This is a genomic window from Streptomyces sp. YPW6, assembly GCF_018866325.1.
Taxonomy (GTDB): domain Bacteria; phylum Actinomycetota; class Actinomycetes; order Streptomycetales; family Streptomycetaceae; genus Streptomyces.
The window spans coordinates 913,771-934,194 of record NZ_CP076457.1; the positions used below are offsets into that span (position 1 = coordinate 913,771).

At 72.9% G+C, this 20,424-nt stretch carries 18 protein-coding genes and 1 pseudogene; 12 read left to right on the forward strand and 7 right to left on the reverse strand.

The window, feature by feature from the left end; all coding sequences use genetic code 11:
* Positions 1-2 precede the first annotated feature (2 nt).
* The 5 genes from KME66_RS04025 to KME66_RS04045 all read left to right on the forward strand — a co-directional run bounded on the left by KME66_RS04025 (position 3) and on the right by KME66_RS04045 (position 5,317).
* On the forward strand, positions 3-506 hold the full coding sequence (locus KME66_RS04025; RefSeq protein ID WP_073229032.1) for a MaoC family dehydratase: 504 nt from the start codon (positions 3-5) through the stop codon (positions 504-506).
* A 74-nt stretch (positions 507-580) separates the two neighbouring features.
* Positions 581-1,786: an acyl-CoA dehydrogenase family protein gene (locus tag KME66_RS04030; protein ID WP_073229035.1), complete on the forward strand. Its 1,206-nt coding sequence runs from the start codon at positions 581-583 to the stop codon at positions 1,784-1,786.
* Between the two features lie 180 nt (positions 1,787-1,966).
* Positions 1,967-2,614, forward strand: a complete 648-nt coding sequence (locus KME66_RS04035; protein ID WP_006128707.1) for a phosphatidylserine decarboxylase — start codon at positions 1,967-1,969, stop codon at positions 2,612-2,614.
* Positions 2,615-2,636: 22 nt separating this feature from the next.
* Positions 2,637-3,464, forward strand: a complete 828-nt coding sequence (gene pssA / locus KME66_RS04040; protein WP_178379156.1) for a CDP-diacylglycerol--serine O-phosphatidyltransferase — start codon at positions 2,637-2,639, stop codon at positions 3,462-3,464.
* Positions 3,465-3,712: 248 nt separating this feature from the next.
* Entirely contained in the window at positions 3,713-5,317 is a 1,605-nt protein-coding gene (locus tag KME66_RS04045; protein ID WP_216318992.1) for an ABC-F family ATP-binding cassette domain-containing protein, read from the forward strand.
* Between the two features lie 407 nt (positions 5,318-5,724).
* Here KME66_RS04045 and KME66_RS04050 read toward each other — a convergent pair whose 3' ends face one another.
* The 5 genes from KME66_RS04050 to KME66_RS04070 are packed head-to-tail and all read right to left on the reverse strand — an operon-like array spanning position 5,725 to position 10,648.
* Positions 5,725-6,978 carry an ABC transporter substrate-binding protein gene (locus KME66_RS04050; RefSeq protein WP_216318994.1) on the reverse strand — a complete coding sequence of 418 codons (1,254 nt, stop codon included), beginning with the start codon at positions 6,976-6,978 and terminating at the stop codon, positions 5,725-5,727.
* Entirely contained in the window at positions 6,975-8,171 is a 1,197-nt protein-coding gene (locus KME66_RS04055; protein ID WP_216318997.1) for a branched-chain amino acid ABC transporter permease, read from the reverse strand. The genes KME66_RS04050 and KME66_RS04055 overlap by 4 nt, the downstream gene beginning before the upstream one ends.
* Positions 8,164-9,054 (reverse strand): branched-chain amino acid ABC transporter permease, encoded by an 891-nt coding sequence (locus KME66_RS04060; protein ID WP_216319000.1) that lies wholly within the window; start codon positions 9,052-9,054, stop codon positions 8,164-8,166. The genes KME66_RS04055 and KME66_RS04060 overlap by 8 nt, the downstream gene beginning before the upstream one ends.
* On the reverse strand, positions 9,051-9,863 hold the full coding sequence (locus KME66_RS04065; protein WP_216319003.1) for an ABC transporter ATP-binding protein: 813 nt from the start codon (positions 9,861-9,863) through the stop codon (positions 9,051-9,053). Before KME66_RS04065 ends, KME66_RS04060 begins: the two co-directional genes overlap by 4 nt.
* Positions 9,851-10,648: an ABC transporter ATP-binding protein gene (locus KME66_RS04070; protein ID WP_216319005.1), complete on the reverse strand. Its 798-nt coding sequence runs from the start codon at positions 10,646-10,648 to the stop codon at positions 9,851-9,853. Before KME66_RS04070 ends, KME66_RS04065 begins: the two co-directional genes overlap by 13 nt.
* Positions 10,649-10,899: 251 nt before the next feature.
* On the opposite strand from KME66_RS04070, the gene KME66_RS04075 reads away from it, so the two are divergent.
* A complete protein-coding gene (locus KME66_RS04075; RefSeq protein ID WP_216319007.1) occupies positions 10,900-11,757 on the forward strand; it encodes a CdaR family transcriptional regulator in 858 nt (285 codons plus the stop codon).
* Positions 11,758-12,584: 827 nt separating this feature from the next.
* On the opposite strand, the gene KME66_RS04080 is transcribed toward KME66_RS04075, so the two are convergent.
* Positions 12,585-13,703: a glycerate kinase gene (locus KME66_RS04080; protein WP_216329076.1), complete on the reverse strand. Its 1,119-nt coding sequence runs from the start codon at positions 13,701-13,703 to the stop codon at positions 12,585-12,587.
* A gap of 174 nt (positions 13,704-13,877) precedes the next feature.
* On the opposite strand from KME66_RS04080, the pseudogene KME66_RS34380 reads away from it, so the two are divergent.
* A pseudogene (locus KME66_RS34380) lies at positions 13,878-14,234 on the forward strand (NUDIX domain-containing protein); the annotation flags it as partial.
* A gap of 125 nt (positions 14,235-14,359) precedes the next feature.
* Here KME66_RS34380 and KME66_RS04090 read toward each other — a convergent pair.
* Positions 14,360-14,560, reverse strand: coding sequence for a type II toxin-antitoxin system VapB family antitoxin (locus tag KME66_RS04090; RefSeq protein WP_073229061.1), 201 nt, complete (start codon positions 14,558-14,560; stop codon positions 14,360-14,362).
* A gap of 184 nt (positions 14,561-14,744) precedes the next feature.
* On the opposite strand from KME66_RS04090, the gene KME66_RS04095 reads away from it, so the two are divergent.
* From KME66_RS04095 to KME66_RS04115, 5 genes are all read left to right on the forward strand, one after another.
* Complete coding sequence (locus KME66_RS04095) at positions 14,745-15,545, forward strand: CoA transferase subunit A (RefSeq protein WP_216319011.1); 801 nt, start codon at positions 14,745-14,747, stop codon at positions 15,543-15,545.
* A gap of 1 nt (position 15,546) precedes the next feature.
* Positions 15,547-16,218 (forward strand): 3-oxoacid CoA-transferase subunit B, encoded by a 672-nt coding sequence (locus KME66_RS04100; protein ID WP_216319014.1) that lies wholly within the window; start codon positions 15,547-15,549, stop codon positions 16,216-16,218.
* A 378-nt stretch (positions 16,219-16,596) separates the two neighbouring features.
* Entirely contained in the window at positions 16,597-17,919 is a 1,323-nt protein-coding gene (locus KME66_RS04105) for a PHB depolymerase family esterase (RefSeq protein ID WP_216319017.1), read from the forward strand.
* 57 nt (positions 17,920-17,976) lie between these two features.
* On the forward strand, positions 17,977-19,485 hold the full coding sequence (locus KME66_RS04110) for a 3-hydroxybutyrate oligomer hydrolase family protein (RefSeq protein ID WP_253208228.1): 1,509 nt from the start codon (positions 17,977-17,979) through the stop codon (positions 19,483-19,485).
* A gap of 82 nt (positions 19,486-19,567) precedes the next feature.
* On the forward strand, positions 19,568-20,365 hold the full coding sequence (locus KME66_RS04115) for a 3-hydroxybutyrate dehydrogenase (protein WP_216319020.1): 798 nt from the start codon (positions 19,568-19,570) through the stop codon (positions 20,363-20,365).
* Positions 20,366-20,424: the final 59 nt, after the last annotated feature.

A 20,424-nucleotide genomic window follows, 5' to 3' on the forward strand; every position in this document is an offset into this window, starting at 1 on the left:
TCATGCAGTTCGGACGCACCTATGAGGAGTTCGAGGTCGGCGCCGTCTACAAGCACTGGCCCGGGAAGACGGTCACGGAGTACGACGACCACCTCTTCTGTCTGCTGACCATGAACCACCACCCGCTGCACATGGACAGCAACTACGCGGAGAAGACGACCGACTTCGGCAAGAACGTCGTCGTCGGCAACTACATCTACTCGCTGCTGCTCGGCATGTCGGTGCCGGACGTCTCCGGGAAGGCCATCGCCAACCTGGAGGTGGAATCGCTCCGGCACATCGCGCCGACCTTCCACGGCGACACGATCTACGGCGAGACGACCGTGCTGGACAAGACCCCGTCGAAGTCCAAGAACGACCGCGGCATCGTGTACGTGGAGACCAAGGGCTACAAACAGGACGGCACGGTCGTCTGCGTCTTCCGGCGCAAGGTGATGGTCCCCACCGAGACGTACATCAAGGAGCGCGGCGGGGAGCAGCCCGGCCGTCCCACCCCCGCCCAGTAACGGTGCGAAGCCTTGCCCAGTAACCGCGTGAAGCCCTTCGGGGACATCCGTGTGAAGCCACAGGAGAAGCAGCCATGACGCGACTCGCCCAGACCGCCGGTCTCAACGACATCCAGCGGGAAATCCTCGCCACGGTCCGGGATTTCGTCGACAAGGAGATCATTCCGGTCGCGACCCAGCTGGAGCACCGCGACGAGTACCCCACGGACATCGTCGAGGGGCTCAAGGAACTCGGCCTGTTCGGGCTGATGATCCCCGAGGAGTACGGGGGGCTGGGTGAGTCGCTGCTCACCTACGCGCTGTGCGTGGAGGAGATCGCCCGCGGCTGGATGAGCGTGTCGGGCATCATCAACACGCACTTCATCGTGGCCTACATGCTCAAGCAGCACGGCACGCAGGAGCAGAAGGACACGTTCCTGCCGCGGATGGCGCTCGGCGAGGTGCGCGGGGCCTTCTCGATGTCCGAGCCGGCGCTCGGCTCGGACGTCTCGGCGATCTCGTCGAAGGGCGTGAAGGACGGCGACGACTACCTCCTCAACGGCCAGAAGATGTGGCTGACGAACGGCGGAACCTCGACGTTGGTGGCCGTCCTGGCCCGAAGTGACGAAGGCCACCCCGAGGGCACCGCGCCGCACAAGTCGATGACGACCTTCCTGGTGGAGAAGGAGCCCGGCTTCGGAGAGGTCCGGCCCGGCCTGACCATCCCCGGGAAGATCGACAAGATGGGCTACAAGGGCGTCGACACGACCGAGCTCATCATGGACGACCTGCGCATTCCGGCCAATCGTGTCCTCGGGGGCACGACGGGCCGAGGGTTTTACCAGATGATGGACGGCGTCGAGGTCGGCCGGGTGAATGTCGCCGCGCGTGGCTGCGGTGTCGCACAGCGTGCGTTCGAACTGGGCGTTTCGTACGCCCAGCAGCGCCAGACCTTCGGCAAACCGATCGCCCAGCACCAGGCGATCCAGTTCAAACTGGCCGAAATGGCCACCAAGGTCGAGGCCGCCCATGCGATGATGGTGAATGCGGCACGCAAAAAGGACTCCGGGGAACGAAACGACCTGGAGGCAGGGATGGCGAAGTACCTCGCCTCCGAGTACTGCAAGGAAGTCGTCGAGGACGCCTTCCGTATCCACGGCGGCTACGGCTTCTCCAAGGAGTACGAGATCGAGCGCCTCTACCGCGAGGCGCCGATGCTGCTGATCGGTGAAGGTACCGCCGAGATCCAGAAAATGATCATTGGCCGGCGCCTCCTGGAGGAGTACCGATTCCAGGGCTGATTGTCCGTTCTGGGGTGATTTGGTGGCGAAGAACATCACACCGGGTCACCCTCGACGGGCGGCGTTCGACAGTCCGACTCGGCTGCTGGCTTGCCCAGTTGCGCCCGGCAACCGATAGCATCTTCGGAAAGCCGCCGTCCCCCGTTGCCAGCGCGGCATCATCCGCTACGAAGGTCATTCATGCCCGACAGCACTTCCTCCGCATCCCGCGGCGGGGTCCGCATCGCCCGCGGAGCCTCCCCGTGGCTCCTGCCGACCGTCGCCACCGCAGCCCTCAGCCTGGCCCGCGCCCGCAAGTCGGGGCGCTGGGCAGCAGCGGCTGTGCCCACCACCGCGCTCGCGGCGGGCATGCTGTGGTTCTTCCGTGACCCCGAGCGCGAGATCACCGACGGCCGGGTCATCTCCCCGGCCGACGGCGTGGTGCAGAGCATCATGCCGTGGAAGGACGGGCGCACCCGCGTCGCGATCTTCATGAGCCCGCTCAACGTCCACGTCAACCGCGCGCCGCTGGCGGGCACCGTGACGTCGGTCGAGCACATCCCGGGCGGGTTCGTTCCGGCGTTCAACAAGGAGAGCGAGAACAACGAGCGCGTTGTCTGGCACTTCGACACCGAGCTCGGCGACATCGAGATGGTGCAGATCGCGGGAGCGGTCGCCCGTCGGATCGTGCCGTACCTCCCCGAGGGCACGAAGGTGGAGCAGGGCGAGCGCATCGGCCTGATCCGCTTCGGCTCGCGCGTGGACATCTACCTCCCGGAAGGGATCGATGTCGCGGTCGAGGTCGGTCAGGCCACCACCGCGGGGGTGACTCGAATTGACCGTGATTGATCCCGATACCAAGGCCGGCTGGGTGCCGGAGGCCGACGACGAGAACGACGTCGACGGCACGGAGGACATGCCGCTGTCGATGCGCCTGTCGATAGCGGACACGCTCACGCTCGGTAACGCGACGTGCGGGTTCATGGCGGTGTACTTCACCACCACGGGCATTCTGATCCCGCACCTCACGGGCAGCGACGAGACGGGCATGGCCCGGCACTCGGCCGCCACCGCCGTGATCCTCATGCTGATGGCCGCGATCTTCGACCTGTTCGACGGTCTCGTGGCACGCAAGCTGCGTTCCTCGCCGATGGGCGCCGAGCTGGACAACCTCTCGGACCTCATCAGCTTCGGGCTCGCACCGGCCTACTTCGTGCTCGTGTACGGCATGGTCGCCGACGACGCCCACCAGCGGGTCTCGGCGCTGGCGGCGATCGTCGTCCTGCTGGCGGTGGTGCTCAGGCTGGCCAGATTCTCCTGCGTGACCCTGAAGGACGGCATGTTCCAGGGCATGCCGAGCCCCTTCGGAGCGCTGACGGTCGTCTCGATCGTGCTCCTGGAGCTGCCCTTCGTGCCGACCCTGCTCGCGATCATCGGGGTGGCCTGGCTGATGGTGAGCCGGGTGGAGTACCCCAAGCCGCGGGGCATCCTCGCGGTGGCGATGCTCAGCTGGATCGTGGCCGCGATGGGGCTGCTCGCCGCCTGGGCCTTCGACGCCCCCGGCGGTCAGCTGCTGCTCCAGACGGGCTGCGCGCTCCAGGTGGTGCTCGGCGCGGTGATCCCGCTGTTCGCCACGGCGCGACGGGTGAACACGTTCCGTGACAACCGTCGCGAGGCGCGGGCGGCACAGCTGCCGTAGCCGTACGTAACGGACGAGATCCTCGGGGCCCGGATGCTCCCCGGCATCCGGGCCCTCGTGCGTTTCCGGTGACGGGCGCCCCGGGGTCCGGCGGTCAGCCGGGCGAAGGTCCCGGTGCTCCTGATCGTGGATGCGCCGCTCCCGGGCCGTCGGTTAGGGTAGGTGCATGTCTACGCCCCGAGTTTCCTAGCCAAGGACCCGCTTCCACGCCAGAAGTGTGTCCTTTCGCTTTCTCGGAGCGTTTTCTCATGATTACCGTTCGCGGTGTCGAGCTGCGCGCGGGCGCCCGCCTGCTGCTCTCCGACATCTCCTTCACCGTCTCCCCCGGGGACCGTATCGGCCTCGTCGGCCGCAACGGCGCGGGCAAGACCACCCTGCTGACGACCCTGACCGGGCAGACCGGGCCCGCCGCCGGCACCATCACCCGCACCGGTGGGATCGGCTTCCTCGCGCAGGACTCCCGCGCCGCCGACCCGGACGTCACGGTCACGGACCGGATCCTGTCCGCCCGCGGCCTGGACCGGGCACTGCACCGGCTGCGCACGGCCGAGACGGCGATGGCCAACGCCGCAGCCCCGGCCGCACTGGAGCGGGCGATGAACACCTACGCCCGCGCCGAGGCGGCCTTCCAGGCCGGCGGCGGCTACGCCGCCGAGGCCGAGGCCGCCCGCATGGCCGCCGGACTCGGCCTGCCCGAGCGGGTTCTCGGCGAGCCGGTCGGCACCCTGTCCGGCGGGCAGCGCCGCCGCGTCGAACTGGCCCGCATCCTGTTCGCCGGACACGACGGCACCCTGCTGCTGGACGAGCCGACCAACCACCTGGACGCCGACTCGGTCACCTGGCTGCGCACCTTCCTCCAAGGCCACACCGGCGGCCTGGTCCTCATCAGCCACGACACCTCCCTGCTGGCCGACGTCGTCAACCGGGTGTTCCACCTGGACGCCACCCGCGCCACGATCGACGTCCACAACACCGGCTGGGGCACCTACCTCGCCCAGCGGGCGGCAGACGAGCGGCGCCGCGCCCGTGAGCGGGCAGCCGCCGAGCGCAAGGCCGCCGCCCTGCACACGCAGGCCGACAAGATGAAGGCCCGCTCCGCGACCGCCGTCATGGCCAAGAGCATGGCCCGGCGCGCCGATCGGATGCTGGCCGAACTGGAACCGGCCCGGCGCACCGAAAAGGTCGCCAGGATCCGGCTGCCCCAGCCCGCGCCCTGCGGGCGGATGCCGCTCGGCGCCGTCAGCCTGGCCAAGTCCTACGACGGCCACCAGGTCCTGACCGGTGTCGACCTGGCCGTGGACCGGGGCAGCCGCCTGGTCATCCTCGGCCTCAACGGCGCGGGCAAAACCACCCTGCTACGCCTCCTCGCCGGACAGGAGCAGCCGGACTCCGGCCGCGTGGTGCACGGCCACGGCCTGCGCCTGGGTTACTTCGCCCAAGAGCACGACACCCTCGCTCCGGGGCGTACGGTCCGCCAGAACCTGGCGGATGCGGCCGCGCACCTGACGGACGGTGAGGCACGGCGGGTCCTCGGGGCGTTCCTCTTCTCCGGGGACGACGCCGACAAGCCGGCCGGGGTGCTCTCGGGCGGGGAGAAGACCCGCCTCGCGCTGGCCGGGCTGGTCCACTCCGGCGCCAACGTGCTGCTGCTGGACGAGCCGACCAACAACCTCGACCCGGCCTCCCGCACCGAGGTCCTGGCCGCCGTCGGTTCCTACCCCGGCGCGATCGTGATGGTCACCCACGACGAGGGCGCCATCGACGCCCTGCGCCCCGACCGCGTCCTGCTGCTGCCCGACGCGGACGAGGACCTGTGGAACGAGGACTACCGTGACCTGGTCGCCCTCGCCTGAACCCACCGCTCCGCCCGGCCGGACAGCGGGCTTGCCCGCTGTCCGGCCGGGCGGCGGCCGCGGTCCGAACGAGCCTGCGCCGCCCCGCCGCGGTCGCGGATGCCTGCCGCACACCGTGCCGTGCCGCGTGCTTCGCTGAACGGCATCCCTGACAGACCGAAGGGGCACCAGCTCGTCCACCACCCGCCCCGCTCCCCCAGCGTCCCCACGAGGGAGCTGCGGCTGCGCGGAGGGCTGCTGCTGACGTCCGTCCCCGAGGGCGACCCGGAGGCTTCGGACCGACCTCGGCGCGTCCATCGCGCGACTTCTCACAGCCGGAGCTACCGGCGATGGACGACCGGGAGGTCCGGCCGGGCGCCCCGGCCGGACCTCCCGTCACCGTCCGGTCACCCCTCGCTGCGCGGGGCTCAGTTGCCGATGGTGAAGGACTCGGCCGCCGGGGCGACCGCGGCCGGCCGGACCACCTTCAGCCCGCCGGCGGCACCGGCGTCGGGCTTCATGATGACGCTCTCCCGGGTGGACGGCGCCTTCGGGTCCGAGAAGTCGTGCGTCACCCCGAACTCGGTCCCGTACCCCTTGATCCTCAGGACCGCCTTGTCGATGCCCTCACGGGTGAGGTCCTTGTCGTCGCAGGCCAGCGACAGGGCCTCGCCGAAGAGGGAGGCCGCCGTGTAGCCGGCGACGACGCCGTTGTCGAGGACGTCCTTCGGGTACTGGGCGGCGTACTCCTTGGCGAGCTTGGCGGGGCCGTCGCCCGGGTCGCCGATGGGCAGCGTGGAGGAGGCGACGTAGTAGTCCTTGAGCAGGGCCGGGCCCGCCTGGGTCTTCAACAGCTGCGGGGCGAAGGCCGAGTTGTTGCCGACGACCGGGACGTCGAAGCCGGTGGCCGCGGCGACGCCGACGAGCGAGGCCGCCTGACGGGGGCCGGCGCTGACGACCACGGCCTTGACCCCGGCCTGCTTCAGGGCGGCGACCTGGGCCGTCATGTCGTTGTCGGTCGGCTTGATCTTCTGCTCGACGACGGTGAGTCCGGCCTCCTTCGCCGCGTACTTCGAGCCGACGAGCGCGTTCTCGCCGTAGTCGCCCTCGAAGTACACGTGACCGATCTTGTCGCCCTTCGCGATGCGCTTCTCGGCGAGGAGATAGTCGACGAGGTTGATCGTCTCGACGTCGTAGGTGGCGCCGATGACCCGGATGTACGGGGAGCCGAGCAGATTCGCCGACCAGGCCTGCGGCAGCACCAGGCCCTTGTCCTGGCCGTCGATGCGCTGTTCGACGGCGGCGACGAACGGGGAGCCGATGAACTGGGCGAAGCCCGCCACGTCCGGCACCAGCTCGGTGTACGCGGCGATCGCCTTCTGCGGGTCGTATCCGTGGTCGCGGACCGTCAGTTCGATCTTCCGGTCGCAGATACCGCCCGCGTCGTTGGTCTGCTTGACCCACAGCTGCTGGGCCTGGGTGACGCTCTTGCCCAGCGAGGCGTAGACCCCGGTCATGTCGGTCAGCACCCCGAGGGAGATCGTCGAGGAGGAGACCCCGGGGCCCGTCTTGATGCCGCCCTCGCCCTCCTCGTCAGCCTTTCCGTCGGTCGCCTTGCCGCTGCATCCGACGAGGGTGACGGCGAGGGCCGCGACGACGGCCGTGAGCACTCTGAGCTTCATGACTTCTCCCCTGGATTCTTCGGAGCCGCTGGATTCACCGGAGGCGCTGATTGCCTGGTAGCCGACGGCTTCTTCGTGCGGACGAGGCCGAGGCGGGCGAGGCCGCCGGGCAGGAACAGGACCACCGCGACCACCGCGGCGCCGTACAGGTAGCGGGACGCCTCACCGGGTGCCAGACCGCCCGTGCCGGGGGCGGAGACCAGCGGCAGGGAGTCGCTGTAGTGCGTGAACACCTGCGGGAGCAGGGAGACGAAGGCGGCGCCGATCACGGCTCCCGCGACGCTTCCGAGACCGCCGATGACGATCATGGCGAGGTATTCGAGGGACAGGATCATGCCGAAGTACTCGGGCACGGTCCGCTGGAAGACCAGGGCGAGCAGCACGCCCGCGAGGCCCGCGTACATCGAGGACAGGACGAAGACCCCGGCCCGGTAGCGGGCCACCGGCACACCCATCACCCCGGCCGCGATCCGGTGGTCGCGGATGGCGTTCATGGCGCGCCCGGGGCGGCCGCGCAGCACGCCCCGGGCGAACAGGGCGCTGAGCAGGAGCGCGAGCAGACCCGCGTACCAGAGCTTCTCCGAGGAGCCGAACGGGACTGCGGCGACGACGAGTTCGGAGTCGTCGAAGGTGAACCCGAAGACGGACAGCGGCGGTACGGCCCGGCCGTTGTAACCGCCGGTCAGCGAACCCGCGTTGAATAGGACGTGCTGCCCGATGAAGATCAGGGCGAGGGTCGCGATACCGAGGTAGGCGCCCCGCAGCCGTCCGGCGATGGGGCTGAAGATCCCGCCCGCCGCCCCGGCGAGCAGCACCGCGAGGATCGCGGCGAGCCAGGTCGGCAGGCCGAGGCCGGTCAGCGTGTGCCCGTTCTCGGTGCCGCTCTCGCCCGCCAGGACGCAGTAGCCGTACGCGCCGACGGCGAGGAAGAACGCGTGCCCCATGGAGAGCTGTCCGGTGGCGCCGGTGAGCATGTTGAGCCCGATGGCGCCGATCGCCGCCGCCATCGCGAACAGTCCGGCCTGGAGCCAGAAGCGGTCCAGGTAGAAGGGGAGCACGAGGAGCAGGAGGGAGCCGACGAGTACGGCGTACGTACGGGGGCTGCGCAGCCGGTCGGTGACGCCCTCCGCTCCGCCGCGTACGGGCGCGGTCGCGGTGGGGGCGGCGGGGGCTTCGGCGGTGGTGTCAGACACGGGCCGGCTCCTTCGTACCGAAGAGTCCGGCGGGCCGGATCAGCAGGACGGCCACCATCACCAGGTAGGGCGCCAGATCGCCGATGCCCCGGCCGAGGAAGGAGAGATCGCTCTGGTAGCCGGTGGCGAGCGATTCCGTGACGCCGACGATCAGTCCGCCGGCGAGCGCCCCGGTGGTGGAGTCGAGCCCGCCGAGGATCGCGGCGGGGAACGCCTTGAGCGCGGCGAGCGAGGTGGCGCGCTCCAGGCCCGGGGTCGGGAACACGGTGAGGAAGAGCGCGGCGACGGCGGCCAGCGCCCCGGCGACCGCCCAGGCGGCGAGCGAGACCCGCCCCAGCCTGATGCCCATGAGCGCCGCCGTCTGCGGGTTCTCGGCGGCGGCCCGCATGGACACGCCCCAGGAGGTGTACCGGAAGGCGAGGAGGAACACCGTGATCAGCAGCCCGGCGGCGAGGAACGCGGCGATGCGGGTGTGGGCGAGGGTGATGCCGCCGATGGTCACGACCTCGTTGCCCCAGGGGTCGCCGAGGGCGAGGACGTCCGTGCCCATGCGGCGGGTGAGTTCGGTGATGAGGAGGATGTCGACGCCGATGGTGACGATGGCGAGGACGCTGTGGTCGCTGCCCCGGTAGCGGCGCATCACGAAGAACTCGATGGCCGCGCCGACGGTCGCGGCGCCCGCGATCCCGGCGATCAGCGCGGGCCAGAACCCGATGTCGTCGTGGAACACGGCGGTGACGTAGCCGCCCGCCAACAGCAGGGACGCGTGGGCGAAGTTGACGACCTCGGTGGCCTTGAAGATGACGACGAACCCGAGCGCGATGAGTGCGTAGACCGAGCCGATCGACAGGCCGCCGAGGAGGAGTTCGAGGAACGTGGTCATTGAGGTGCTCCCAAGTAGGCCTGGACGACGGCCGGATCGTTCTGGACCTCGGCGGGGGTGCCGTCCGCGATCCTGCGTCCGAAGTCGAGTACGGTCACCGCGTCCGCGAGCCGCATGACCACCCCCATGTCGTGCTCGACCAGCACGATGGAGATGCCGAGGCTGTCGCGTACGTCGGCGACGACAGCGGCCGTCCGCCGGCGTTCGTCGGCCGTCATGCCCGCGATCGGCTCGTCCAGCAGCAGGACCCTGGGCTCCATGCACAGGGCGCGGCCGAGCTCAACGAGCTTCTGCTGACCGTACGGGAGCGAGCCTGCGGGCCGCTCCAACTCCTTCTCCAGACCGATGAATTCGGCGATCTCGCGGACCCTCTCGCGGTGGCGTCGTTCCTCGCGGACGGCGGAGGGCAGCCGCAGGCCGGTGGCGAGGAACCCGGATCGGGTCAGCCGGTGGCGGCCGAGGAGGAGGCTGTCGGCGACGGTGGCGTGCGGGGGCAGCGCCAGGTTCTGGAAGGTGCGGGCGACCCCGAGGTCCGCGATGGCGTGCGGCGGGAGGCCGGTGAGCCGGGTGTCGCCGAGGCGGACGTGCCCGGAGGTGGCGCGGTAGACACCGGACAGGACGTTGAAGCAGGTGGACTTGCCCGCGCCGTTCGGCCCGATGACGGCGTGTACGCTGCCGGGTTCGACGGTGAAGGAGACGGCGTCGAGGGCGGTGAGCCCGGCGAAGCGGACGGTGACGTCGTGGACGGCCAGGGCGGCCGCGGCGGTGCCCCGGGGGGCCGTTGCGGTGGTCGTCGTCACGCGGACCACCTGCTCAGGGTACGCCGGGGCCGGGCCGCCGGGTCGGCTTCCGCAGCCGCGTCCTCGTCGACGACGCCGAGATAGCGGCGGCGCACCTCGTCGGAGGCGGCGAGCTCGTCGGCGGCCCCGGACAGGGCGACCTCCCCGACGTCGAGGACGTACGCCGTGGAGGCGAGGCGCAGAGCGATCGCCGCGTTCTGCTCGACGAGCAGCACCGAGGTGCCGCCCGCGTTGATCTCCTGTACGGTCTCGGCGATCCTCGCCGCCATCAGCGGGGCGAGGCCGAGCGAGGGTTCGTCCAGCAGGAGCAGCCGGGGCCCCGCCATCAGGGCGCGGCCCATGGCCAGCATCTGCTGCTCGCCGCCGGACAGCAGCCCGGCCCGCTGGTGCGCGCGGTCGGCGAGCACCGGGAACAGTTCGTGCACCCGGGCGAGCGCCGCGCCGGTCTCCTTGCGCCCGCCGCGTGCCCCGAGGGCGCCCGCCCGCAGGTTGTCGGCCACCGTCATCCGGGCGAAGACCTGCCGGCCCTCCGGCACCTGGACCACTCCTGCGGCGACCACCTGGGCGGGCCGCAGCCCTTCCAGGGGCCGGCCGTCGAACCGGATGCTCCCGGTGCCCGTCCCGCGGTGGAAGCCGAGGGTCCGCGACACGGCCCGCAGCAGCGTGGTCTTGCCCGCGCCGTTGCCGCCGAGCACGGCGGTGATCCCGCCGTCCGGCACCTCGACCGAGATGTCGCGCAGCGCCCGGACCGGCCCGTAGCCGACGGACAGCGCGCGGATCTCCAGCGTTGCCATGCGTCCTCCTCCTTCCGCCAAGTCGTGTGTCGTGCTGGTCTGTCGTGCTCGTCCGTGGGGGTGGTGCCACAGACCAGCACCGGGCGGGACGGGCGTCCACGGGGCGGGGCGGACTCGATGCGGGCGACCAGCGAACGAGGGGCCTCGTTGTGCACGCGCACAGACGCCGTGACGGGCGGGCACCCGCGGCCGGGGACGGTGGCATCCTCGTCGGTCGTCAGGAGCGCCCGGATGCGGGGACGGAGCGGCGGATGCGGCGTGGAACGCGGTACGGGGCGCTGCTCGGCCCACTGCTGGCGGGCGGAGCCACGCCGGCCTCGGTGGCCCGTGCGGCGCGCGGCCTCGGGCTGCCGGAGCGGGGGTGTTACGCCGTGGTGGTGCTGGGCACGCCGGCGCCGGAGGCCGCGGTGGCCGCGGGCCCGGACGCGGACGGGGCGCGCTGGTGGTGGGGCGGGTCGGAGGGTTCCTCGGGCGGGGCGACGGACCGGGCGGAGGACCGGCAGGTCGCGGTGGTGCTGCTGGGCCCGGCGGGCCCGGCCGGGGCGGCGGCGCGGCTCAGGGAACTGGGCGCCGGGCCGGGGGGTGTGAGCCCGGTGGTGGGCTCCCTGGCGGAGGTGGGCGCCGCGCGCCGGCTGGCGGGTACGGCGCTGCTGACGTGCGAGCCGGGCAGCCGGGAGATCGTGCGGCTGGACGAGCGGCTTCCGGCGGCCCTGCTGGTGAGCCGCCCGGAGCTGGCGACCCGGCTGCTGGCGGAGGTGTTCGGCCCCCTGCTGACGCTCGGACCGGCGGAACGGTCACTGCTGGTGAAGACGCTGGAGACGTGGCTGGAATGCGGAGGCTCGGTGGGGCGGGCGGCGGCCCGGCTGGGGTGCCACCGCAACACGGTGTTCAACCGCCTGAGACGCCTGGAATGCGGAGGCTCGGTGGGGCGGGCGGCGGCCCGGCTGGGGTGCCACCGCAACACGGTGTTCAACCGCCTGAGACGCCTGGAACGGCTGACCGCACGCTCGCTGTCCCGGCCGCGCGAACTGGTCGACCTCGTGCTGGCGCTGGACGTGCTGCGCCTGTCGTCCGCCCCGCCGCGGCCCGGGGGCGGGGGTGGAGGCTGAGGGTGCGGGCGGGGGCATGACGGAACGAGCTCGGCGGACGAGGAACGGCCGGGCCGGAACCGGAGCCGGACGCGAGCCGGGGGCCGACCGGGGGGCACGCGGGGTACGGTCCCGCCGCGGGCCGGGCTGGGGCTTTCGGCCGCCACAGACCGAGCCACCGTCCGGTCCCGCTGCGGGCCGGACCGGGGCTTTCGGCCGCTGCGGGCCGGGCCGGGACCCGGCCACAGCCCGGGTCGGGTCCCGGTCCGGGCCGAGGCTCTCGGCTGCCACAGGCCGTGCCGCCGTCCGGTGTCGCCGCAGGCCGGGCTGGGGCTTTCGGCCGCCGCGGGCCGAGCCACCGTCCGGTCCCGCCGCGGGCCGGACCGGGGCTTTCGGCTGCCGCGGGCCGGACCGGGACCCGGCCACAGGCCGGGGTCGGCGTCCGAGGCTGCCGCAAGCCCGGCCAGGGTCCACGCCCGCCACACGCCCGGCCAAGGTCCACAATCGCCACAGGCCGGGCCGCCGTCCGGGACCGCCGCAAGCCCCCCCAGGGACCACGACCGCCACAGACCCGGCCCGGGTCCGCCAGAGGCCGGGGTCGGCGTCCGAGGCTGCCGCAAGCCCGGCCTGAGTCCACAATCGCCACAGGCCGGGCCGCCGTCCGGGTCCGCCGCAAGCCCGGCCAGGGTCCACGACCGCCACACGCCCGGCCAAGGTCCACGGCCCCCACGGGCCGGGCGAAACTCCGCGGCCGCACGAGGACGAAGCCCAGTCTCGGCACGGACGCGGGGCGGGGGCAGGGCGTCGTCGCCCGCCCCCGCCCCGCCTCTCCCCCGGTCGTGCGGGTGTCAGCCCGCCAGGAAGTCCCGGGCGATCGACTCCGCCGCCCGCTCCAGCAGCGGACCGGCCTGCGCCATCGAGACCGCCGGGTCCGGTTCCAGATCGGCCAGGGCGTAGGCGCGGCGGATGCCCGCTTCCCGCAGGGCCTCCGGGGTCAGGGCGAGACGGCCGCAGACCGCGACCACCTCGGTCCCGGCCGCGCGGGCGGCGGCGGCGACCCCGGCCGGGGCCTTGCCGTGGAGGGTCTGCTCGTCGAGCGAGCCCTCGCCCGTGATCACCAGTGTGGCGCGGGCGAGCGCGGGGGCGAAGCCGAGGACGTCGAGCATGACCTCGATGCCGGGGCGGAAGCGGGCGCCGAGGGCGACGAGCGCCCCGTAGCCGATGCCTCCGGCCGCTCCCGCGCCGGGCAGCGCCGCCGTGTCGGGGCCGAGGATCGAGGCGTAGTGCGTGAGGGCCGCGTCGAGGACCGCGATGTCCTGGTCGCTCGCGCCCTTCTGCCGCCCGTAGACCTCGGGCGCCCCCTTGGGTCCGGTCAGCGGGTTGTCCACGTCGCTGGCCAGGATCAGGTCGACTTTCGCCAGGCGCGGGGCGAGTCCGGACAAGTCGGCCTCCGCCAGTGCGGCCAGTCCCCCGCCGCCGGGACCGACGGGCTTGCCGTCGGCATCCAGGAAGCGGGCCCCGAGGGCGGCGAGCATGCCCGCGCCGCCGTCGGTCGTGGCGCTGCCGCCGACCCCGAAGACGATCGTCGTGGCCCCGTCCTCCAGGGCGGCCCGCAGCAGCTCGCCCGAGCCGTACGTGGTGGCCGTGAGCGGGGCGAACACCCCGTCGGGCAGGTGCTGGAGGCCCGAGGCCTCGGCCATCTCCACCACGGCGGTGTCCCCGCGCAGCGCGTACGCCGCCGTCACCGGGTCCCCGAGCGGGCCGGTCACCCGCGCCTCGCGGCGCTCGAATCCGGCGGCGAGCGCCGCCGCGACCGTACCGTCACCGCCGTCCGCGACCGGCAGGGTCTCCACCGCCAGGCCGGGAACGACGCGCCGCAGCCCGGCCGTCACCCGCTCCGCGACCTGAACGGCCGTGAGCGAGCCCTTGAACTTGTCGGCCGCCACGAGCACGCGGGCGGTCTCCACATCTGCTCCGTCCGTCACCTTGCATCCCTTTGCTTTCGAACAGGCAGTCGCGCCGACCCGACCCTATCCGCACAACCCCTGATCTGCCCATGGCCGTCCACGGCCGGGCGGTCCGGGCCCGGGCCAGTACGCTGTCGGCCGTGACGACTCCCGATGCCGACTACGCCGGCCGGGCTGCCCGGCGGGACCATCGAGTCGGAGACGGGCGAAGGTCCCCGGCAGGGCGCCCGCCGCGAGGCGGCCGAGGAGATCGGGCTCGATGTGGCCCCGGGACGGCTGCTCGCCGTGGACTGGGTACGGGGCACGGGCCGGCCGCCGATCGTGGCGTACGTGTACGACGGCGGGGTGCTCTCCGCCGACCGGCTGGCAGCGATCCGGCTTCAGGAGGAGGAGCTGCTGTCCTGGCGGCTGGTGGCCCCCGCCGACCTGGACGACTACCTGCTGGGCCCGCTCGGCGGCCGGGTACGGGCGGCGCTGGGGGCTCTGGCGTCGGGCAGCGGTCCGGTGGAGCTGGAGGACGGTGAGCCGGTGCGGCCGGAGCAGCCGGAGGACGGTAGGCCGGTGCAACTGGAGGACGCCGGGCCGGTGCAGTCGGGGGACGGTGAGGCGGTCTCCCGGGAGGCTCCTCCCTTGCCGTAGGCCGGTCCGAACGGCGGTCAGCCCTGCTGCGCCTCGGGTTTGATCTCCGCCTCGCGACCCGTGCCCTCCCGCTCCGCGACGAGAGCCTCGGTGCGGTGGCCGCGCGCGATGTAGTCGCGCACCACGAGTTCCACGGCGTCCTGCGGGTTCCCCACCCCGGCGAGGACCATCGCTTCGACGACGAGCTCGGCATCCAGACTGACGGTCACCTTGGCCATGCGCGGACCCTACCCCGGCGTGTACCGGCCGGAGCCCGCTTCCCCGGAAAGCTCGGCGTCGCAGCGGGGCCGGACCGGTGCCGCCACCATCCGGGCGGGCCGCGATGTGTGGCCGTCCGCCATCGCCCGGGGGCGTCCCGGATTCCTAGTCTCATGCGCAGTCGATGCGGCGAGAGGTGTACGGATGAGCAGGGACAAGGTGGTCGCCGACGCGGCGGACGCGGTCGCGGACGTGGGACGCGGGGCGTCGCTGGCCGTGGGCGGGTTCGGACTGTGCGGCATACCCGGCGTGCTGATCCACGCTCTGCTGGAGCGGGGAGCCGGTGGCCTCCGGGTGGTGTCCAACAACTGCGGGGTGGACGACTGGGGCCTGGGGCTCCTGCTGCGTGCGGGGCTGATCGCGCGGATGACCAGCTCGTACGTCGGGGAGAACAAGGAGTTCGCGCGCCAGTACCTCCAGGGTGAGCTGGAGGTGGAGCTCGTCCCCCAGGGCACCCTGGCGGAACGGCTGCGGGCGGGCGGGGCGGGCATCCCGGCGTTCTACACGCCGGCCGGAGCGGGCACGGTGATCGCCGAGGGCGGTCTGGCCTGGCGGCACGGCGCGGACGGCTCCGTCGCGGTCGCGTCGCCGCCCAGGGAGACCCGGGTCTTCGGCGGGCGTGAACATCTGCTGGAGGAGGGCATCACGACCGATTTCGCGCTGGTGCGCGCCGCCGTGGGCGATCGGCACGGGAACCTCCGCTTCGACTCCTCCGCCCGCAACTTCAACCCGCTCGCCGCGATGGCAGGACGCATCACCGTGGCGGAGGTCGAGGAACTCGTCGAGCCGGGCGAGCTCGCCCCCGACGACGTCCATCTGCCCGGGATCTTCGTCCAGCGGGTTGTTCCCGTCGGCAGGGACGACCCGCGCGCCGAGAAACGCGTCGAACGCCTGACCGTTCGCCCCGCTCCTCCCTCCCCCACCGTTCACGAAGGGACCGGCTGAGATGCCGCTGACGCGTACCCAGATGGCCGCCCGTGCCGCGCGGGACCTGCCCGACGGCTCCTACGTCAATCTCGGCATCGGCCTGCCGACGCTCATCCCCGGTCATCTGCCGGACGGCGTCGAGGTGGTGTTCCAGTCGGAGAACGGCATTCTCGGCGTCGGCCCCTACCCCGTCGCGTCCGAGGTCAGGGCGGATCTGATCAACGCGGGCAAGGAGACGGTGACCCTGCTGCCCGGGGCGTCCTGTGTCGACTCCGCGCTCTCCTTCGCGATGATCCGGGGCGGGCACGTCGACGTGGCGGTCCTGGGGGCGATGCAGGTGTCCGCCTCCGGCGACCTGGCGAACTGGGTGGTCCCCGGCGCGATGGTCAAGGGGATGGGCGGTGCCATGGACCTCGTCCACGGGGCCCGGCACGTCATCGTGCTGACGGAGCACACGGCACGCGACGGCTCCCCCAAGCTCCTCGCGGAGTGTGCCCTGCCGCTGACCGGCCGGGGCGTCGTGCACCGGATCATCACCGATCTCGCGGTGCTCGACGTCACCCCCGGCGGCTTCCTGCTGCATGAGGTGGCGGCCGGGGTGACGGTCGATCAGGTACGGGCCGCGACCGGGGCGGAGGTGACCGTGGCGCCCTGCCTGGCAGTGGCGCCCCGGAGCGCCCCCGTGCCCTGATCGGCGGGCGCGGCGGGCGGGAGGAGCGGTGAGGCGTCGGCGGGGAGGCGCGGGCGGGAAAGACCGGTGAGGCGTCGGGCGGGGGCGCGGGCGGGGAAGACCGACGAGGCGTCGGGCGGGGAGGCGCGGGCGGTAAAAGCCGGTGAGGCGTCGGGCGGGGAGGCCCGCGCCTCGCACCCGTAGCAGCCGGGCGGGCTCACGGCAACAGGTCGTGGACCCCGGCTCCCGGGCCGGTTGTGGAGGGCATCGCCATTACCCGGCCTCCCGCCCGCTCCCTACGGTGACCGCACCCCGGCCGCACCCGCCGCCGCACGGCGGGCCCCGGCCGGGGCCACGGGATCACGGGCGATCCCGTGCACCGTCCCACGGGAGGTCACCATGCCGCACGTCATGCCGTCGCATCCGGCTCCGCTCAAGGCTCCGCCCGGCGCCCCGCCGCCCGGGGCGGAGCGCGGCGGGCGGTGGCGGCGTACCGTCCGGCGGTTCGCCGTCGCCGTCGCCCTGGCCACCGGGGCAGCGCTCACCGGACCGGGACTCGCCGGGGCGGCGCCGGCCGGCCCCGTGGCCGCCGGGGAGCGGGCGTCCGCCGCCCTGGAGCGGGTCACCTCGTTCGGGGCCAACCCCGGCGGCCTGACCATGTACGTGTACCGGCCCGCGGCGCTTCCGGCGAACGCGCCCGTGGTCGTCGCCCTGCACGGGTGCACCCAGAGCGCGCAGGTCTACTCCGACAACGCCGGTCTGAACACCTTCGCCGACCGCCACGGTTTCCTGGTCGTGTACGCCGAGACGACCACCGCCAACAACGCCAGCACGTGCTTCAACTGGTTCCAGCCGGGCGACACCCGGCGGGGCGGGGGCGAGGCCGCGTCGATCCGGCAGATGGTCGCGCACGCCGCGACCGCCTACGGCGTGGACACCGGCCGGGTCCAGATCACCGGTCTCTCGGCGGGCGGGGCGATGACCTCCGCCATGCTGGCCGCCTACCCGGACGTCTTCGCCGCGGGCGCGGTCGTCGCCGGCATCCCGTACGGCTGCGGGACCGACGTCGTCTCGGCGTTCGGCTGCATGAGCCCCGGTGTGGACCGCACCCCGGCGGCGTGGGCGCAGGCCGTCCGGGACGCGCACCCCGGTTTCGCGGGCCCCTGGCCCCGGGTGGCGATCTGGCACGGAGACCAGGACACGACCGTCGCCCCGAGGAACGCCGACGAGCTGCGGGACCAGTGGACCGCGGTGCACGGGCTCGGCCGGACCCCGGACCGTACCTCCACGATCGGCCCCGACGACACCCGGTGGAGCGAGTATCTGGCGGCGGACGGCCGAAGCGTCGTGGAGGTCGACCGGGTGCCCGGCATCGGGCACGGCACCCCGGTCGATCCGGGCAGCGGCGCCGAGCAGTGCGGTGCGACCGGGACCCGGCACTTCATCGACTCGATCTGCTCCAGCCACTGGATCGTCCGGTTCTTCGGTCTGGACGGCACCACCGCCCCCGAGCCGCCCGTGGACCCGCCCGCCGAGCCCGCCGCCTGCTGGACGGCGAACAACTACGAGCACGTGCGCGCCGGCCGGGCCACCACCGCCGGCGGCCAGGTGTACGCGAAGGGCTCCGGCCAGCTCCTGGGGCTCTACAACACCTTCGTGACCCACACCCTCAAGGAGTCCCCCGCAGGCCACTACGTCCTCGCCGACGGCTCCTGCCCCTGACGCCGGCCGCCCGATACCGGCCAACCGCACCACGCCCACCCGACGGAGGCACCTCTCATGCTGACCCCACCCCCGGCACCACCGGCGTTGCGGCGCGCCGGACCACGACACGACTCCGCCCGCCGCCCGCCCCGGGGCCGATGGCTGCGCCGAGCGGCCGTCGCGGCGGCCGTCCTGACCGTCTGGACAGCGGCCCCGTCCGCCGCGGCCCCGCCGGACCGGGGCTCCGGGCACGGGCACTGCGCCCGGCAGGGCGTCCTGCACGTGCCCGGAGCCGCCCGCCAACAGGCGGACTGCCTGACGGAGTTGACGACGGCGGGGACGGTGGCCTCCGGGCACACCGACCCCGCGGACTGGGCGGGGCTCACCCCGGAGGGTCTGGCCACCCCCAGGGGCGTACCGGGCATCCAGATCGACGGGTACTTCCCCGACACGTCGAGCGGCAACACCAACCACGGCTGGAACCACGACTCCCAGTTCGTCATCCGGCTCCCCGACGACTGGAACGGCGGCCTCGTGGTGGCCGGGTCGCCGGGCGTGCGTGAGCAGTACGCCAACGACCGGGCCTTCGGGGACTGGGCGGTCGACCGGGGCTACGCGTTCGCCGCGACCGACAAGGGCAACACCTCGACCGCGTTCCACCGGGACGGCCGAGCGCCCGGAGACGCCGTCGCCGAGTGGAACACCCGGTTCACCCAGCTCACCCGCGCGGCCCGGGCGGTGGTCGCCCAGCGCTATCTGCGTCTCCCTTCGCGCACCTTGGCGATGGGCCTGTCCAACGGGGGCTATCTGGTGCGCTGGCAGCTGGAGAACCATCCGGGGCTGTACGACGGCGGGGTGGACTGGGAGGGCACGCTCTGGCGCGCGGAGGGACCGAACCTGCTCACCTTCCTGCCGCCCGCCCTGCGCGCCTTCCCGCGCTACGCGGCCGGGGGCGCCGACGCCGAGGAAGCCCACCGGACCATGACGGCCGCCGGATACCCGGCCGGATCGGAGTTCCTGTGGCCCTACCACCACCAGTACTACTGGGACCTGACCCAGCGGATCTACCGGGAGGAGTTCGACCCCGGCTTCGACGGCGCGACCGAGGCCGGCACGCCCTTCTGCTCCCCCGGGACCCCCGCCTGCGACGCCGACTACGCGTACGCCCAACGGCCCGACGAGGTGCGCGACGCGGTCGCGAAGATCGCTCTGACCGGCCGAATCGGGAAACCGCTGATCAGCTTCCACGGCACCCTGGACGTGCTGCTCCCGATCTCCCGGAGCTCGGACGCGTACGCGCGGATGGTGCGGCGGGAGGGACGCGGCGCGCTGCACCGCTACTACCGGGTCGAGGGCGGCACGCATGTGGACTCGCTCGCCGACGCCTTCCCCGGCCGGCTGCGGCCGCTCGTACCGTGCCACCGTTCGGCCGCCGCGGCGCTGGAACGCTGGCTGGACGACGGCCGGCGTCCCCCGTCGAGCCGCACCCTGAAGCTGCCCGCGGACGCCACCCCCGCCGAGCGGCTCACCCGCTGCCCGCTGTCCGGAAAGCCGGACGGCGGGCCCGGCAGGCCGAAGGGGTAGCGGAGACCGCCACTTCGCCCCGGCTCACTGTGGAGACGCACGCCATGGGATGTCCGGCCGGGTGTCTCTAGCGTTTCCGGCCATGACGAGCCAATTTCACGCAGCCTCCGCTTCTCCGGCGCCCGGTGCCGGGGAAGCGGACCTCCGGGGGCGTACCGCCCTCGTCACCGGCGGCGGCAGCGGCATCGGGCGGGCCACCGCCGAGGCGCTCGCAGCCGCCGGGGCCCTGGTGCACGTGGTCGACCGGGAGGCCCGGAGCGCCGCATCGGTCGCCGCCGCGATCGGCGGGGTGGCCCACGTCGTGGACCTGGCCGACGCGGAGGCGGTCGGGACGCTCCCCACCGGGGTGGACGTCCTGGTCAACAACGCCGGGCTCCAGCACGTGTCCCCCATCGAGGAGTTCCCGCCGGCCCGCTTCGCGCTGATCCAGCAGGTGATGGTGACCGCGCCGTTCCTGCTGATGCGGCAGTGCCTTCCGCACATGTACGCCCGCGGCTGGGGCCGGATCGTCAACGTCTCCAGCATGCACGGCCTGCGGGCCAGCGCCTTCAAGTCCGCCTACGTCGCCGCCAAGCACGGCCTGGAGGGGCTGAGCAAGGTGGCCGCGCTGGAGGGCGCCCCGCACGGGGTGACGAGCAACTGCGTCAACCCCGGCTACGTCCGCACGCCTCTGGTGGAGGGACAGATCGCGGATCAGGCCGCCGCGCACGGGATCCCGCCGGAGGAGGTCGTCACCGACGTCCTCCTGGAGCGCTCCGCGATCAAGCGGCTGATCGAGCCCGACGAGGTCGCCGCGGTCTGCCTCTGGCTCTGCGGCCCCCGTACCGGATACATCACCGGCGCCTCCCTCCCCGTGGACGGGGGCTGGGGCGCCCACTGAACCCCCACCCCGGCTCCGGCCCCCACCGCAGCCGGGCGCACCACCCGCATCACCCGCAC